The 14,097-nt window shown below is 62.5% G+C and carries 11 protein-coding genes and 1 pseudogene; 7 read left to right on the top strand and 5 right to left on the bottom strand.

Annotated elements, in window-relative coordinates:
• Nucleotides 1–59 precede the first annotated feature (59 nt).
• Nucleotides 60–334, top strand: a pseudogene (locus NR126_RS00650) (SDR family oxidoreductase); the annotation flags it as partial.
• 52 nt (nt 335–386) lie between these two features.
• Nucleotides 387–2,303, top strand: a complete 1,917-nt coding sequence (locus NR126_RS00655) for a PAS domain-containing sensor histidine kinase (protein WP_256829440.1) — start codon at nt 387–389, stop codon at nt 2,301–2,303.
• Nucleotides 2,304–2,318: 15 nt separating this feature from the next.
• Here NR126_RS00655 and NR126_RS00660 read toward each other — a convergent pair whose 3' ends face one another.
• The 5 genes from NR126_RS00660 to efeU form a co-directional block, all read right to left on the bottom strand.
• Nucleotides 2,319–3,509, bottom strand: coding sequence for an MFS transporter (locus NR126_RS00660; RefSeq protein WP_027618915.1), 1,191 nt, complete (start codon nt 3,507–3,509; stop codon nt 2,319–2,321).
• A 134-nt stretch (nt 3,510–3,643) separates the two neighbouring features.
• A complete protein-coding gene (efeO, locus tag NR126_RS00665; RefSeq protein ID WP_256829441.1) occupies nt 3,644–4,468 on the bottom strand; it encodes an iron uptake system protein EfeO in 825 nt (274 codons plus the stop codon).
• 65 nt (nt 4,469–4,533) lie between these two features.
• Entirely contained in the window at nt 4,534–5,832 is a 1,299-nt protein-coding gene (gene efeB / locus NR126_RS00670) for an iron uptake transporter deferrochelatase/peroxidase subunit (protein ID WP_256829442.1), read from the bottom strand.
• A gap of 16 nt (nt 5,833–5,848) precedes the next feature.
• On the bottom strand, nt 5,849–7,048 hold the full coding sequence (gene efeO / locus NR126_RS00675; RefSeq protein ID WP_105754234.1) for an iron uptake system protein EfeO: 1,200 nt from the start codon (nt 7,046–7,048) through the stop codon (nt 5,849–5,851).
• Complete coding sequence (gene efeU / locus NR126_RS00680; protein ID WP_256829443.1) at nt 7,045–7,908, bottom strand: iron uptake transporter permease EfeU; 864 nt, start codon at nt 7,906–7,908, stop codon at nt 7,045–7,047. Before efeU ends, efeO (NR126_RS00675) begins: the two co-directional genes overlap by 4 nt.
• A 206-nt stretch (nt 7,909–8,114) precedes the next feature.
• On the opposite strand from efeU, the gene NR126_RS00685 reads away from it, so the two are divergent.
• From NR126_RS00685 to NR126_RS00705, 5 genes are all read left to right on the top strand, one after another.
• Nucleotides 8,115–9,128 (top strand): AraC family transcriptional regulator, encoded by a 1,014-nt coding sequence (locus NR126_RS00685; RefSeq protein WP_027618910.1) that lies wholly within the window; start codon nt 8,115–8,117, stop codon nt 9,126–9,128.
• Nucleotides 9,129–9,300: 172 nt separating this feature from the next.
• Nucleotides 9,301–10,965, top strand: a complete 1,665-nt coding sequence (locus tag NR126_RS00690) for an AMP-binding protein (protein WP_105754232.1) — start codon at nt 9,301–9,303, stop codon at nt 10,963–10,965.
• A 15-nt stretch (nt 10,966–10,980) separates the two neighbouring features.
• Nucleotides 10,981–11,742, top strand: a complete 762-nt coding sequence (locus tag NR126_RS00695; protein WP_027618908.1) for an SDR family NAD(P)-dependent oxidoreductase — start codon at nt 10,981–10,983, stop codon at nt 11,740–11,742.
• 12 nt (nt 11,743–11,754) lie between these two features.
• Nucleotides 11,755–12,948, top strand: a complete 1,194-nt coding sequence (locus NR126_RS00700; protein WP_027618907.1) for an acetyl-CoA C-acyltransferase — start codon at nt 11,755–11,757, stop codon at nt 12,946–12,948.
• Between the two features lie 21 nt (nt 12,949–12,969).
• A complete protein-coding gene (locus NR126_RS00705) occupies nt 12,970–14,097 on the top strand; it encodes an acyl-CoA dehydrogenase (protein ID WP_105754230.1) in 1,128 nt (375 codons plus the stop codon).

Raw genomic sequence — 14,097 nt, forward strand, 5'->3', positions numbered from 1 at the left:
CCATCGAGGAAAAATTCCAAACCTTCCACACGACCTTGCTTTCTACCTGTACAGGCTTTGTTTTCATCGTCGCCATGACCAAGGCTCTGACCAAGCAGGTAATCGAACACGGCATTTGGGTTAATGCGGTGGCGCCGGGGCCGATCTGGAACGTGTTGCAACCCAGCGGCGGCCAGCCCCGGGAGAAAATCGCCGACTTCGGCGGTCACCCCCCTATGAAGCGCCCCGGCCAGCCCGCAGAATGCGCACCACTCTATGTGTTTCTGGCCTCCAGGAGTCCAGTTACATCACCGGCGAAGTATTTGGTGTGACCGGGGGCAATCCGCTGCCGTAGCCATGGCTTGTCATCTATTCTCAACACCTCGGAAGCCTGCATGCGACCTGCCATGAGCAAAGAACCGAAAAACCCGCTGGAACAATCGCGCCTGAAACTGTTGATTGACTCGGTGGTGGACTACGCCATCTACATGATCGACCCGCAAGGCGTGGTATCCAGCTGGAACGCCGGCGCGGCACGGATCAAGGGCTACACCGAGGCGGAAATCCTCGGCGCCAATTTTTCCTGCTTCTACACCCCCGAAGACCGACGCAACGGCCTGCCGCAGCGAGCCTTGCGCACGGCGATCGAGGAAGGTCGGTTCGAAGGCGAAGGCTGGCGGCTGCGCAAGGACGGCACGCCGTTCTGGTCCCACGTGGTGATCGACCCGATCCGCAGTCCCGAGGGCGTTTTGCTCGGATTTGCCAAGATCACCCGCGATCTCACCGAGCGCAAGGCTGCCGAGGAAACCCTCAAGCAGAGCGAGCAGCAGTTCCGCCTGCTGGTACAGAGCGTCACCGACTACGCGATCTACATGCTTGACCCCGAAGGCCGGGTCAGCAACTGGAACCTGGGAGCGCAGCGGATCAAGGGTTACATGCCCCATGAGGTGGTCGGCCAGCATTTTTCCCTGTTCTACACCCCCGAGGACCGCGAGAACGGCGAGCCGCAGCGGGCGCTGGAGGTGGCGATCCGCGATGGCCGCTTCGAAAAGCAGGGCTGGCGTGTGCGCAAGGACGGCACTCGATTCCTCGCCCATGTGATCATTGATCCGATTCGCGGCGAGACCGGCAAACTGCTCGGCTTTGCCAAGATCACCCGCGACATCAGCGAATCGGTCCAGACCCAGCGCGAACTGGAAAAGGCCCGCGAAGCGCTGTTCCAGTCGCAGAAACTCCAGGCCATCGGCCAACTCAGTGGCGGCATCGCCCACGACTTCAACAACCTGCTGACGGTGATTCTCGGCAACCTGGAGTTGCTGCGCAAACGTGCCGGCGACGATCCCAAGGTCCTGCAACTGCTGGACAATGCCGCCCTCGGCGCCCAGCGCGGCGTGTCCCTGACCCAGCGCATGCTGGCCTTCGCCCGCCGCCAGGAACTCAAGACCGAGTCAGTGGCCTTGCCGCGGCTGCTGGAAAACATCACCGGGCTGCTGCGCAGCTCCCTCGGGCATCTGGTGACCATCCAGTGTGACTTGCCGCCGGACCTGCCGCCGATCCTGGCCGACGTCAACCAATTGGAACTGGCGATCCTCAACCTGGCGACCAATGCCCGCGATGCCATGCCCCAGGGCGGGCGGATTCTGATCCAGGCTGTCGACTCGCAAAGGGGCCAGAGCCTGCCCACTGGTTTGCCCAACAAACCCTATGTCTGCCTGTCGATCAGCGACAACGGCCAGGGCATGGATGACGCCACCCTGGCCCAGGCTACCGATCCGTTTTTCACCACCAAAGGGGTAGGCAAGGGCACGGGCCTGGGCTTATCGATGGTGCATGGCCTGGCCGAGCAACTGGGGGGTTGCCTGGTGCTCAAAAGCGAACCGGGGCAGGGCACCTGCGCCGAACTCTGGTTGCCGCAGGCGATTGCGGCGGCGTCTGCGGTCACCCCGGCGGCCCAGCCGGAGGTGTCGGCACCGAGGCGCTTGTGTGTGTTGCTGGTGGACGACGACAACCTGGTCCTGATCAGCACCTCACTGCTGCTGGAAGACCTCGGTCATCAGGTGATCTGTGTCACCTCTGCCACCGAGGCGTTGCAAGTGTTCAAGAAACGCGACGATATCGACCTGCTGATTACTGACATGGCCATGCCGCTGGTGGATGGCGCGCAACTGGCGCAGGCGATTCGCGCACTGCGCCCGGACTTCCCGATCATCCTCGCCACCGGCTTCGCCCAGCGCCTCGATGGCTTTGTCGCCGACCTGCCGCGACTGGCCAAACCGTTCAATCAGTTGGGCCTGATGGAAATCCTCAACAAGGCGATGGGGTGAACTTCCGGGCGCTCATCAAACTCCCTGGCCACGCTGCTTCAACCACACCGTCAAGCCCAACCCACCCACCGACAACGCCGCCGCCCAAAAGAAAATCCACGAATAGCCCAGATTCAACGCCACCGCCCCCATCAACGGCCCAGCAATGGCCAGTGCCAGGTCAAAAAACACCGCATAGGCACTCAAGCCGGCCCCCCGGCTGCTGCCAGGCACTTGCTTAATCGCTTCTACGCCCAACGCCGGATACACCAGCGACAGACCAAAACCGGTCAGCCCGGCGCCAATCAGAGCGAAGCCGGTCGAGGGCGCTAACCACAACAGCGTCAACCCCACTGCCTCAATACTCATGCAGGCAATGGCCGATCGGTAACCGCCAAAGCGATTGATGCTGGAAATAAACAACAGCCGCGCCACGATGAAACACACGCCAAACACCGTCAGGCAATAAGCGGCACCGGCCCAGCCACGGTTGACGTAATACAGCGCGATAAAGGTGGTCAGTGTCCCGTAACCAATCGAGGCCAGGCACAGGCTGGCACCAAAGGGCGCTATCCGGCCGAACACCGACCAGAACGGCATCCGCTCACCGCGAATCACCGGCACTGCAGGTTTGTTGCGGATCAACAGCAGGGCACCCGCCGCCAGGACCGAAAGGGCGATCCCCAGGCTGGCAAACCCCCAGGCATCGATCATCACCACGCCGAGTGGCGCACCAATGGCGATGGCGCCGTAGGATGCAATGCCGTTCCAGGAGATCGAACGCGCGGTGTGCTCGGCGCCGACCTTGCCCATGCACCAACTGATGGTGCCCACCCCAATCAGCCCCTGGGCTACCCCCAATAGCAGTCGCCCAGCGATCAGTACGCCGAGGCTCAGTAACGGCCAGTTCTCCAGAAACGTGCTGAACAGGGTCAGCAGTCCGCTGAGGAAAATCCCCGTCAGGCCATAGACAATGGCGCGCTTGGTGCCGACCGTGTCGCAGGTGCGTCCGGCCATGGGCCGGCTAAGGAGGGTGGCCAGGTATTGCGAACCGATGGTCAGACCGGCAACCACGGCACTGAAGCCCAGATGCTCATGCACGTAGCCGGGCAGCACCGCGATCGGCAGGCCGATGCAGATGAAGGCAATGAAGGTATAGAAGACGATGGAGACGATCTGCAGGGTGATCGCCATGGAGCTGACGTGGGGGGCTTGCTGCGCAGACATGGTGGCTCATTCGCGGGCGGGCGGTAAGCCGCATCATGGCGCGGGACGGGGGCAAAAGGAAGCAGGCTAACGGTTTTTTCGACCAGCCCAGTCGAGAGGCTGTGGAGCAGCGCCCTCGACTGGATGAACCGGACTCAGTTCAAGCCCAGCTTGCCCCGCAGCGTCGACAGATCCTCAGCCAGGGTGTTGACCGGTCCGACCAGCGCCTTGCGATCGTTCGGCTTGACCTTGTCGTACGTCTCAAAGCCACCGTCAGCGGTTTTGTACTTGGCGAGGATCGTGTTGACGCTGGCAAAGTTCTTGTCGACCTTGGCCACAAAAGCCTTGTCCTGCTGTTCCAGTTGCGGGCGGAACAGCTCGACGATTTTCTTCGCTCCGTCGATGTTGCCCTGGAAGTCGTAGAGGTCAGTGTGACTGTAGCGGTCTTCCTCACCGGAGATCTTGGTCGCGGCCACTTCTTCGAGCAACGCTGCAGCGCCGCCGACGACTTTCTCAGGCGGGAAGGTCAGGCCGGCAACCCGTGCTTGCAGGTCCTTGACGTCCTTGTCCAGGCCATCGGCCAGGGCGTCCAGTCCCTGAGTGCTTTTCTCGGAAAACAACGAGTATTCGATACGGTGGAAACCAGTGAAATCTTCGGCCTTGACGCCTTGCTCGTGGTCATCGACCCGCGAGTCGATAGAGGCGTCGAGATCGCTGAACAACTCAGCGATCGGTTCGATCGACTCGTAGTACACCCGCGTCGGCGCGTAGAGCTTTTGCGCGGTAGCCAGATCGCCTTGCTTCACCGCCGTGGTGAAGGCCTGGGTATGACTGGCCAGTTCATCAAGCTGTTCGGTGACGTAGATCTTGTAGTCAGAAATCGGCCCCACCAGGTCCAGCGGCGCGGTGGCGGCGAAGACCGAAGCGGGGGCGTGCAGCAAACCAAGGGCGACCAGCAAAGCGAGAGACGACTTTTTCATGGGACTGTTCCGCGGGTGGGTGGGAAAATCAAAGTGCCGATCTTTGTAGGAGCGGGAGATGACGATCAAACCGAGGTTTTCGGCTGCGTGGCATCAAGCAGCGAACGACCAATGAAATCCTTGTCATCGGTGACCCCAGGCAGCGTGAAGAAATACCCACCGCCAATCGGCTTCAGGTACTCCTCCAGAGGCTCGCCATTGAGCCGGTTCTGCACGGTGATAAAGCCCTTGTGCAGGTCAGCCTGGTAACAGATGAACAGTAGGCCCATCTCCAGTTGGCCGTTCTTGCTCACGCCGTTGGAGTAGTTGAACGGCCGGCGCAGGATCCGGTTGGCCTGGGTCTGCGCGGTGCGCGGGTTGGCCAGGCGGATGTGGGCATCGAGTTTGGTCAGCTTGCCCTGGGGATCTTTGGCGTAATCCGGGACCTGGCTTTCATGCTGACCGCCAATCGGTGCGCCGCTGGTTTTCACCCGGCCCAGAATACTTTCCTGCTCCTGCAGCGGCGTCCGGTCCCAGCGCTCCACCAGGTTGCGGATGATCCGCACCGCCTGATAGCTGCCATGGCTGGCCCAGGCCGGTTCGTCGCCGCCGGGCTGGACCCACACCAGCTGATTCATCAACGGCGGGTCGTTGGAGTCCGGGTTGGCCGAGCCGTCGCGAAAACCCAGGTAATTGCGCGCACTTTGCGCCGGTTCGCCGGGCTTGCGCGGGGCCTGCGGCGGCACACTGCCTTCCTGTTTCCAGCGCACCGCCAGCAGGTCCGGCAGGTTTTTCAGGATGTCGCGCAGGGCATGAATATTGGTGTCGATGCTGTTGGCACAAAACTGCAGGCTCAAGTCGCCATGGCAATAGTCCGGCTGCAGCGCATCGTTGGGAAATCCGACCATGCGGATCAACCGTCCGGGCTTGGCCGCGGCCAGGCCGAAGCGTTCGTCGAACAGCGACTCACCCACCGACACGGTGATGGTCAGGTTGTCCGGGGTCACCACCGGGCCAAGAATTCCGGAGTCCACGGGCGGCAGTTTCGGGTCGACCTCGGCCACCGGTCCGCCGTGCATGAGAAAGGCGATGCGTTGATCGAGGGTGCGGAACAGGCGCTCCAGATCCTTGCGGTCAGTGGCCAGCACATCGAACGACACCAGCATGCCCGAGGTCGGTCGCGGTGTGACAATGCCGCTCTGGTGCAGGCCATGAAAGGCCTGGCGCTCGTGGGTTTTCTCACTGCTGGGGGCCACGGTGACGGGCGCCGGATTGGCGGCCATGGCCGGGCAACTCAAGCTGCTGCCGGCGAGTGCGACGCCGGCGGCACCCATGCCAAGCAAGACGCGGCGGCGTTGGGCGTTGATTTGATCTGGATCGTTCATCAGTGGGGTCTTCTGCTTACAGGCCGGAAAGGCCAAGGGCGGGATCGATTGCGTCGAGTGCGTCGGCCAATGTCCTGGCTTGGTCGGCGATGCGTTTGCGCCTGTCAGGGTCGACGCTGTCGTAATGGCGGTAGCCATCCTTCAGCCGCAGGCTGTCGAGTTCGGCATCAAGGGCCGTGGCGCTGCGATCGATCTGCTCCAGCAACGGGCCGTTGCCCTTGCTCAGCAACGGACGCAACAGCTCAAAGACTTTGCGGGCAGCCTCGAGATTGGCGGCAAAACCGTTGAGGTCGAGGTGGCTGTAGCGTTCCTCCTCGCCACTGGTTGCTCGCACATCAGCCAGGCTGCGCAGGTTGCGCACCACACTGCTGACCAGTTGTTCGGGTGGCAGCGATTGCGCCAACAGTTGTGGCTTGAGCTGGCTGACGTCAGCCAGCAAGCGCGCCGCGATGCTGTTCAGGCCTGTCGTGCTGCGCTGCTGGAACAGGCCGTATTCGATGCGGTGGAAGCCGACAAACTGTGGATCCTGCTCGCGCTGCTCGAAGTAATCGGCGCGAGCATTGATCGCGTTGTCCAGCTCCGACAGGCGTTGCGCCGCCGGTGCCAGGCGCTGATAGGCCACCCGTGCCGTCAGGTACAGTGCCTGCGCCTGGTTGAGATCGCCGGCATCAATGGCCTGTTGCAAGGCGCCAACCGCCTTGATCAGCGCATTGCTTTGGCCATTGAGGTAAACGCGGAACTCCGACAACGGGCCCACAAAGGCTATCAGTGACGGTCGGGCCTTGGCCGCAGCATTAGAGGCAGCGGTCGGGGTTACGTGCAAGATGCCGCGTGGGTTGCTCAGCAGGCCACAGGTAATGCTGTAGTCACCCGGCTGCAGATTCGCATTAATCACCTGGCTCAAGCCTGGGGCGATATTTTCCCGTTCTTCAAGCACCAGCACGCCGTCGAGGATTTCCCACTCCACCGCCCGTTCGGAGCGGTTGACGATGCGAAAGCTGCTGTGTCCCGCCGCGACCGTGAGGGCGTTGGGCTCGCAGCTGTGGGCGTCAATGTTGACGGTGATCTCGCCGAGATGGGCCTGACGCTTGGCGGCGGCCATGTTCGAGGCGTAGTAGAACAACCCGCCAGCAGCGATCATCACGATCACCGAGCCGGCCAGGGCCCAGCGCAAGGCACGCGCCGGCGGTGGGGAAAACGGTGGCTGACTGGTCATGAGTGCCCTTGTTGACGGGAAACGGAAGAAGTCGGGGTGGTGACCGGTTTGTCGCCAGAGCCGGCTGGCAGGAAAAACATCAGCAACGCCACGACCAGGTACATCAGGTAGGCACCCAGGGTGCTGACGGTCGGCGCGTCCTGATAGCCGAACATGCCGGCCAGCACCGAGCCCAGCGGGCCGTCCACGGGCAGGCTGGCGCTGATGTCGAACACCACATCCTGCAGGTCGTTCCAGACCCCGGCCTCATGCAGGGCCTGGACCGAACTGGCGAGAATCCCGGCGGCCACCACCAGGATGAACAGTCCGGTCCAGCGAAAGAACGCTGAAAGATTCAGGCGCAGGCTGCCGCTGTAGATCAGCCAGCCGATGAGAATCGCCAGCAGCAGGCCGAGCAGGGCGCCGATCGGTGCGCCGGGGCCTTCGCTCTGCTGGAACACGGCCAGGAGGAAGAACACGGTTTCCAGGCCTTCGCGGGCCACGGCGAAAAACACCATGGCGATCAGCGCGGTGACCTGATGCCGCGAGCCGGTCATGGCCGCTTCCAGCGAAAGCTGCAGTGAATGCTTGATCGAACGCGCGACCTTGCGCATCCAGAACACCATCGAACTGAGGATGGCCACCGCCACCAGCCCGATCACTCCTTCGAACAACTCCTGCTGTTTCTGCGGGAATTCAGCGCTGAGCAGTTCCAGGCCACCACCCACCAGCAGCGCCAGCGCGGCGGCGAGAAACACGCCGATCCACACCGCCGGCAGCCATTGCCCACGCCCGGTTTGCTTGAGGTAACTGGCAATGATGCCGACGATGAGCGCCGCCTCGATGCCTTCGCGCAGCATGATCAGAAAGGGAACCAGCATTGAGCACCGCATCTTGCAGGAGGAAGAAAAATTTGTAACTTAATGATACTCATTGCTAAACACGGATAATTGGCATTTATCTGAACCAATGCTGAACAGCCCCTAAATCGTCATGACCCCGAGCCCTTAGCCTTTAGCCGCCTGTGGATTCCCCCGACCATCCGTTAAGATGGCGAGCAAACAACAACAGGAGCCTTGCACGCGTAATGTCGGAAAAAGACACCATCTCCATGCAACTGGTACGCGAAGCGCTGCTGCAAAGCTGCACGCCCGAGGCCACCGCCGAAGTCCTGCTCAAGGTCGGTATCGATCCGCAAGGGTTGCAACAGCCTGACGCGCGCGTCCCGGCCAGCGCCTATGCGCGGCTGTGGCGTCTGCTGGCGCGGCGCGGCGACGACGAGTTCTTTGGCATGGACCCGCGCCAGTTGAAATCCGGCAGCCTGGCCTTTCTCTGTCAATGCGCCATGGCCCAGCCAACGCTGGCGTCCGGCCTGAACGCCGGATTGGGTTTCCTGTCGTTAATGCTGGAGCGCATGCCGGCTCAACTGGTGCATCAACAAACCCTGGCGGAAATCGTCCTGATGGAAGACGACCATCCGCCCCGGCGCGCTTTCACCTATTTCACTTATTGGATGATCGTCCACGGCGTGGCGTGCTGGCTGGCGGGGCGGCGGATCCCGATCCTCGCCATCGAGCTGCGTTGCGCCGAGCCGGATTTTTGCGACGACTATCAGGTGATGTTCTCGCAGAACCTGCGATTCGACCGGCCACGCACGCGGATGATTTTTTCCGCCGACTGCCTCGACCTGCCGATCAAACGCAGCGCCGAGGAGCTCAAACGCTTCCTCGCCCTGGCCCCGGCCAACATCCTGGTCAAGTACCGCGACCCGCAAAGCCTGGCCAGCCGGATCAAGCTCGACCTGCGGCAACTGCCCGCCGAGCGCTGGCCGGAAACCGAGAGCCTGGCCCAGCAGCTGTGCATGTCCGCCTCGACCCTGCGCCGTCGCCTGGCCGAAGAGGGCCAGACCTATCAGGGCTTGAAAGACAGTGTGCGCAAGGAGTTGGCCATTGCCTGGCTGGCTGAACCGGCAATCAGTTTCACCGAGATCGCCGAGCGACTCGGGTTTGCCGATACCAGTTCGTTCTATAAAGCCTTTCGCAAATGGTCAGGCTCCAATCCTGGGCATTACCGCAGCCTGATTCTCAGCGAAGCCCACTGAGGGAGGCCCGAACCAGACACCTGCCGCCAGGTTTTGCGCGAGGCGTGGAGTTGGCCAAAGCAGTCACGCAACTTGAAAGCTTTGACCATTGTCGCGCGCGCCGCTCAGAGCGAGTATTTCGTGGATTTTCGAGGTTCCCCCAACCAATAAAAAGTAAAGAGGGATTCTGCTAATGCGCGACTACCTGTCTGCAACTTCTCAGTTCAACTACCAACAGACTGTCGATGCGGCGCTGCACGGCTCGCTGACGGCGCTCAATGCCTGTGTCGAATGCTGCGACCGGCATGCGTTGCCCGGGCGTATCGCCCTGTTCTGGGAGGGGCGCGACGGTTCCAGCGCGACCTACACCTTCAGTGACTTGCAGGACAAAGCCGCGCGCTTTGCCAACTTCCTCCAGGCCCAGGGCGTGAAGAAGGGCGACAAGGTCGCCGGCCTGCTGCCGCGTAACGTCGAGCTGCTGATTGTGGTGCTGGCGACCTGGCGCATCGGCGCGGTGTACCAGCCGCTGTTTACCGCCTTCGGGCCCAAGGCCCTGGAACATCGCCTCGGCAGCTCAGGCGCGGCCGTGGTGGTCACCGATGCGGTGAACCGGCCGAAACTCCTCGAAGTACCGGACTGCCCGACCACGGTCACCGTCACGGGCGCCAAGGGCCAGGGCCTGGTGCGTGGCGATTTCAGTTTCTGGGCCGAACTGGCCAACCATTCCAATCAGTGTGAACCGCTGCTGATGAACGGCGAAGACCCGTTCCTGTTGATGTTCACCTCGGGCACCACCGGGCCGTCGAAAGCGCTCTACGTGCCGCTCAAGGCCATGGTCGCGTTCCAGAGCTACACCCGCGACGCCGTGGACCTGCGCCCGGAAGACGCGTTCTGGAACGTCGCCGATCCGGGCTGGGCCTACGGCATCTACTTCGGTGTCACCGGTCCTTTGAACATGGGCCACCCGATTACCTTCTACGACGGTCCGTTTACCCTCGAAAGCACCTGCCGGGTGATCAACAAGTACGGGATCACCAACCTGACCGGCTCGCCGACCGCTTACCGCTTGCTGATCGCCGGCGGCGATGAATTCGCCAAGAGCATCAAGGGCAAGCTGCGGATCGTCAGCAGTGCCGGCGAGCCGCTGAACCCGGAAGTGATCCGCTGGTTCGCCGACAACCTCGATGTCGTCATTCATGACCACTATGGCCAGACCGAGCTGGGCATGGTGCTGTGCAACCACCATGGCCTTGAGCATCCGGTGCATGTCGGCGCCGCCGGCTTTGCTTCGCCGGGCCACCGCATCGTGGTGCTGGACGACAACTACAATGAATTGTCGGTCGGCCAGCCGGGGATCCTGGCCATCGACCGCAGCCAGTCGCCGATGTGTTGGTTCCCGGGCTACGAAGGCGCACCGACCAAGGCCTTTGTCGGCAATTACTACCTGAGCGGCGACACCGTCGAGCTCAATCCGGACGGCAGCATCAGCTTTGTCGGACGCAGCGACGACGTGATCACCACCTCGGGCTACCGGGTCGGTCCGTTCGACGTCGAAAGCGCGCTGATCGAGCACCCGGCGGTGATCGAGGCGGCAGTGGTCGGCAAGCCCGATCCGGAGCGCACCGAACTGGTCAAGGCCTTCGTCGTGCTCAGCGCCCAATACCTGGGCTCGCCAGCGCTCGCCGAAGAGCTGCGCCAACACGTGCGCAAGCGCTTGGCCGCGCACTCGTACCCCCGTGAAATCGAATTTGTCAGCGATCTACCGAAAACCCCAAGCGGTAAATTGCAGCGCTTTATCTTGCGCAACCAGGAAATCGCCAAGGCTCAAGAGGCCGCGGTTAACAAGGCTACAGCTTGATTTAAGGAAACCATGATGCAGATCGAGAACAAGGTATTTATCGTCACCGGCGGCGCATCCGGACTGGGTGCGGCCACCGCCGAACTGTTGGTGGGCGCCGGCGCCAAGGTCATGCTGGTGGACATGAACGCCGAAGCCGTTGCCGCTCAGGCCCAGCGCTTGGGAGCACACAGTGTGGTGGCCGATATCAGCAACGAAGACGCGGCCCAGGCGGCGGTACAGGCCACGGTCGAGGCCTTCGGCGCGGTCAACGGGCTGGTCAACTGCGCCGGTATCGTGCGTGGCGAGAAGATCCTGGGCAAAAACGGTCCGCATCTGCTTTCAAGTTTCAGCCAGGTGATCAACGTCAACCTGATCGGTAGCTTCAATATGCTGCGCCTGGCCGCTGCCGCCATCGCCGAAACCGCGCCCGATGCCAATGGCGAGCGCGGTGTGATCATCAATACCGCCTCGGCCGCTGCCTTTGACGGGCAGATCGGCCAGGCGGCCTACGCCGCCTCCAAAGGGGCGATTGCCAGCCTGACCTTGCCGGCTGCGCGCGAACTGGCGCGCTTCGGCATCCGCGTGATGACCATAGCCCCAGGGATTTTCGAAACACCGATGATGGCCGGCATGACCCAGGAAGTGCGTGATTCGCTGGCCGCCGGTGTGCCATTCCCGCCACGCCTGGGCAAACCTGCCGAATACGCGGCGCTGGCACGCCACATCATTGAAAACAGCATGCTCAATGGCGAGGTGATCCGTCTCGACGGTGCCTTGCGCATGGCCGCCAAATAAGGAGTCATGAACATGACCACTCAGAACGATCCAATTGTCATTGTCAGCGCGGTGCGCACGCCGATGGGCGGGTTCCAGGGCGAGCTGAAAAGCCTGACCGCGCCGCAACTGGGCGCCGCGGCAATCCGCGCGGCAGTCGAGCGTGCCGGTGTCGCCAGCGATGCGGTGGAAGAAGTGCTGTTCGGCTGCGTACTGCCCGCCGGCCTCGGCCAGGCGCCGGCGCGCCAGGCAGCCCTCGGCGCCGGTCTGGACAAGTCGACCCGTTGCACCACCCTCAATAAAATGTGCGGTTCGGGCATGGAAGCGGCGATTCTCGCCCACGACATGCTGCTCGCCGGCAGTGCCGAGGTGGTGGTCGCCGGCGGCATGGAAAGCATGTCCAACGCCCCGTACCTGCTGGACCGTGCCCGCAGCGGCTACCGCATGGGCCACGGCAGCGTGATCGACCACATGTTCCTCGATGGCCTCGAAGATGCCTACGACAAGGGCCGCCTGATGGGCACCTTTGCCGAAGATTGCGCTCAGGAGCACGGTTTCACCCGGGAAGCCCAGGACGCCTTTGCCATCGCCTCGACCACCCGCGCCCAACAGGCGATCGCCGATGGCAGCTTCAACGCCGAGATCGTGCCGTTGCAGGTGATGGTTGGCAAAGAGCAGAAAACCATCAGCCATGACGAGCAACCGCCCAAGGCCAAGCTGGACAAGATCAGCAGCCTGAAGCCGGCGTTTCGCGACGGTGGCACGGTGACCGCCGCCAACTCCAGTTCGATTTCCGATGGCGCCGCGGCCTTGCTGCTGATGCGTCGCAGCGAGGCGCAAAAGCGTGGCTTGCAACCGCTGGCAGTGATCCACGGGCATGCGGCGTTTGCGGATACTCCGGGGTTGTTCCCGGTGGCACCGGTGGGGGCTATTCAGAAGTTGATGAAGAAAACCGGCTGGAACATCGACGACGTCGAGCTGTTCGAAATCAACGAAGCCTTCGCCGTGGTCAGCCTGGTCACCATGACCAAGCTGGAAATTCCCCATGACAAGGTCAACGTCCACGGCGGCGCCTGCGCCCTCGGCCATCCGATCGGCGCATCGGGCGCGCGGATACTCGTGACCCTGCTCTCGGCCCTGCGCCAGAAAGGTCTGAAACGCGGCGTTGCGGCGATCTGCATCGGCGGCGGCGAAGCCACGGCGATGGCCGTTGAATGCCTGTACTAACGGCCGATCCAGGAGCTGTCCATGCTACCCAATGACGAACAACTGCAAATCCGCGAAGCCGCCCGGCAGTTTGCCCAGGAACGCTTGAAACCCTTTGCCGCCGAGTGGGACCGCGAGCATCGCTTTCCCAAAGAGGCCATCGGTGAAATGGCCGAGCTGGGCTTTTTCGGCATGCTGGTGCCGGAACAGTGGGGCGGTTGCGACACCGGTTACCTGGCCTACGCCATGGCCCTGGAAGAAATCGCCGCCGGCGATGGCGCCTGCTCGACCATCATGAGCGTGCACAACTCGGTGGGCTGCGTGCCGATCCTCAAGTACGGCACGGATGAACAGAAAGAACGCTTCCTTACACCTTTGGCCAGCGGCGCCATGCTTGGCGCCTTTGCGCTGACCGAACCCCAGGCCGGCTCCGACGCCAGCGGCCTGAAAACCCGCGCCCGGCTGAACGGCGATCACTACGTACTCAATGGCTGCAAGCAGTTCATCACCTCCGGGCAGAACGCCGGGGTGGTGATTGTGTTCGCGGTGACCGACCCGAGTGCCGGCAAGCGTGGTATCAGCGCGTTTATCGTGCCCACCGACTCACCGGGCTACAAAGTCGCGCGGGTCGAGGACAAGCTCGGCCAGCACGCCTCCGACACCTGCCAGATCCTCTTCGAGGATGTGAAGGTGCCGGTGGCCAATCGTCTGGGGGAGGAGGGTGAAGGTTACCGGATCGCCCTGGCCAACCTCGAAGGCGGACGCGTCGGCATTGCCTCGCAATCAGTGGGCATGGCCCGCGCCGCGTTCGAAGCCGCCCGTGACTACGCCCGCGAGCGGGACAGTTTCGGCAAGCCGATCATCGAACACCAGGCGGTGGCGTTCCGTCTGGCGGACATGGCCACGCAGATCGCCGTCGCCCGGCAGATGGTGCATTACGCCGCCGCCCTGCGTGACAGCGGCCAGCCGGCGCTGGTGGAAGCCTCGATGGCCAAGCTGTTTGCCTCGGAAATGGCCGAGAAAGTCTGCTCATCCGCCTTGCAAACCCTCGGCGGTTACGGTTACCTGAGCGACTTCCCGCTGGAGCGCATCTATCGCGACGTGCGGGTCTGCCAGATCTATGAAGGCACCAGCGATATTCAGCGCATGGTCATTTCGCGCAATCTTTGA

This window comes from Pseudomonas sp. Pse1 (assembly GCF_024519635.1).
In the GTDB taxonomy this organism is placed as follows: domain Bacteria; phylum Pseudomonadota; class Gammaproteobacteria; order Pseudomonadales; family Pseudomonadaceae; genus Aquipseudomonas.

Bases quoted from the DNA above. Each gene is read 5' to 3' on its own strand.
- efeO (WP_105754234.1), bottom strand. From the start codon at position 7,048: ATGACCAGTCAGCCACCGTTTTCCCCACCGCCGGCGCGTGCCTTGCGC.
- NR126_RS00695 (WP_027618908.1), top strand. From the start codon at position 10,981: ATGCAGATCGAGAACAAGGTATTTATCGTCACCGGCGGCGCATCCGGA.
- efeO (WP_256829441.1), bottom strand. From the start codon at position 4,468: ATGAAAAAGTCGTCTCTCGCTTTGCTGGTCGCCCTTGGTTTGCTGCAC.
- NR126_RS00685 (WP_027618910.1), top strand. From the start codon at position 8,115: ATGTCGGAAAAAGACACCATCTCCATGCAACTGGTACGCGAAGCGCTG.
- NR126_RS00690 (WP_105754232.1), top strand. From the start codon at position 9,301: ATGCGCGACTACCTGTCTGCAACTTCTCAGTTCAACTACCAACAGACT.
- efeB (WP_256829442.1), bottom strand. From the start codon at position 5,832: ATGAACGATCCAGATCAAATCAACGCCCAACGCCGCCGCGTCTTGCTT.
- NR126_RS00660 (WP_027618915.1), bottom strand. From the start codon at position 3,509: ATGTCTGCGCAGCAAGCCCCCCACGTCAGCTCCATGGCGATCACCCTG.
- NR126_RS00705 (WP_105754230.1), top strand. From the start codon at position 12,970: ATGCTACCCAATGACGAACAACTGCAAATCCGCGAAGCCGCCCGGCAG.
- NR126_RS00700 (WP_027618907.1), top strand. From the start codon at position 11,755: ATGACCACTCAGAACGATCCAATTGTCATTGTCAGCGCGGTGCGCACG.
- efeU (WP_256829443.1), bottom strand. From the start codon at position 7,908: ATGCTGGTTCCCTTTCTGATCATGCTGCGCGAAGGCATCGAGGCGGCG.
- NR126_RS00655 (WP_256829440.1), top strand. From the start codon at position 387: ATGAGCAAAGAACCGAAAAACCCGCTGGAACAATCGCGCCTGAAACTG.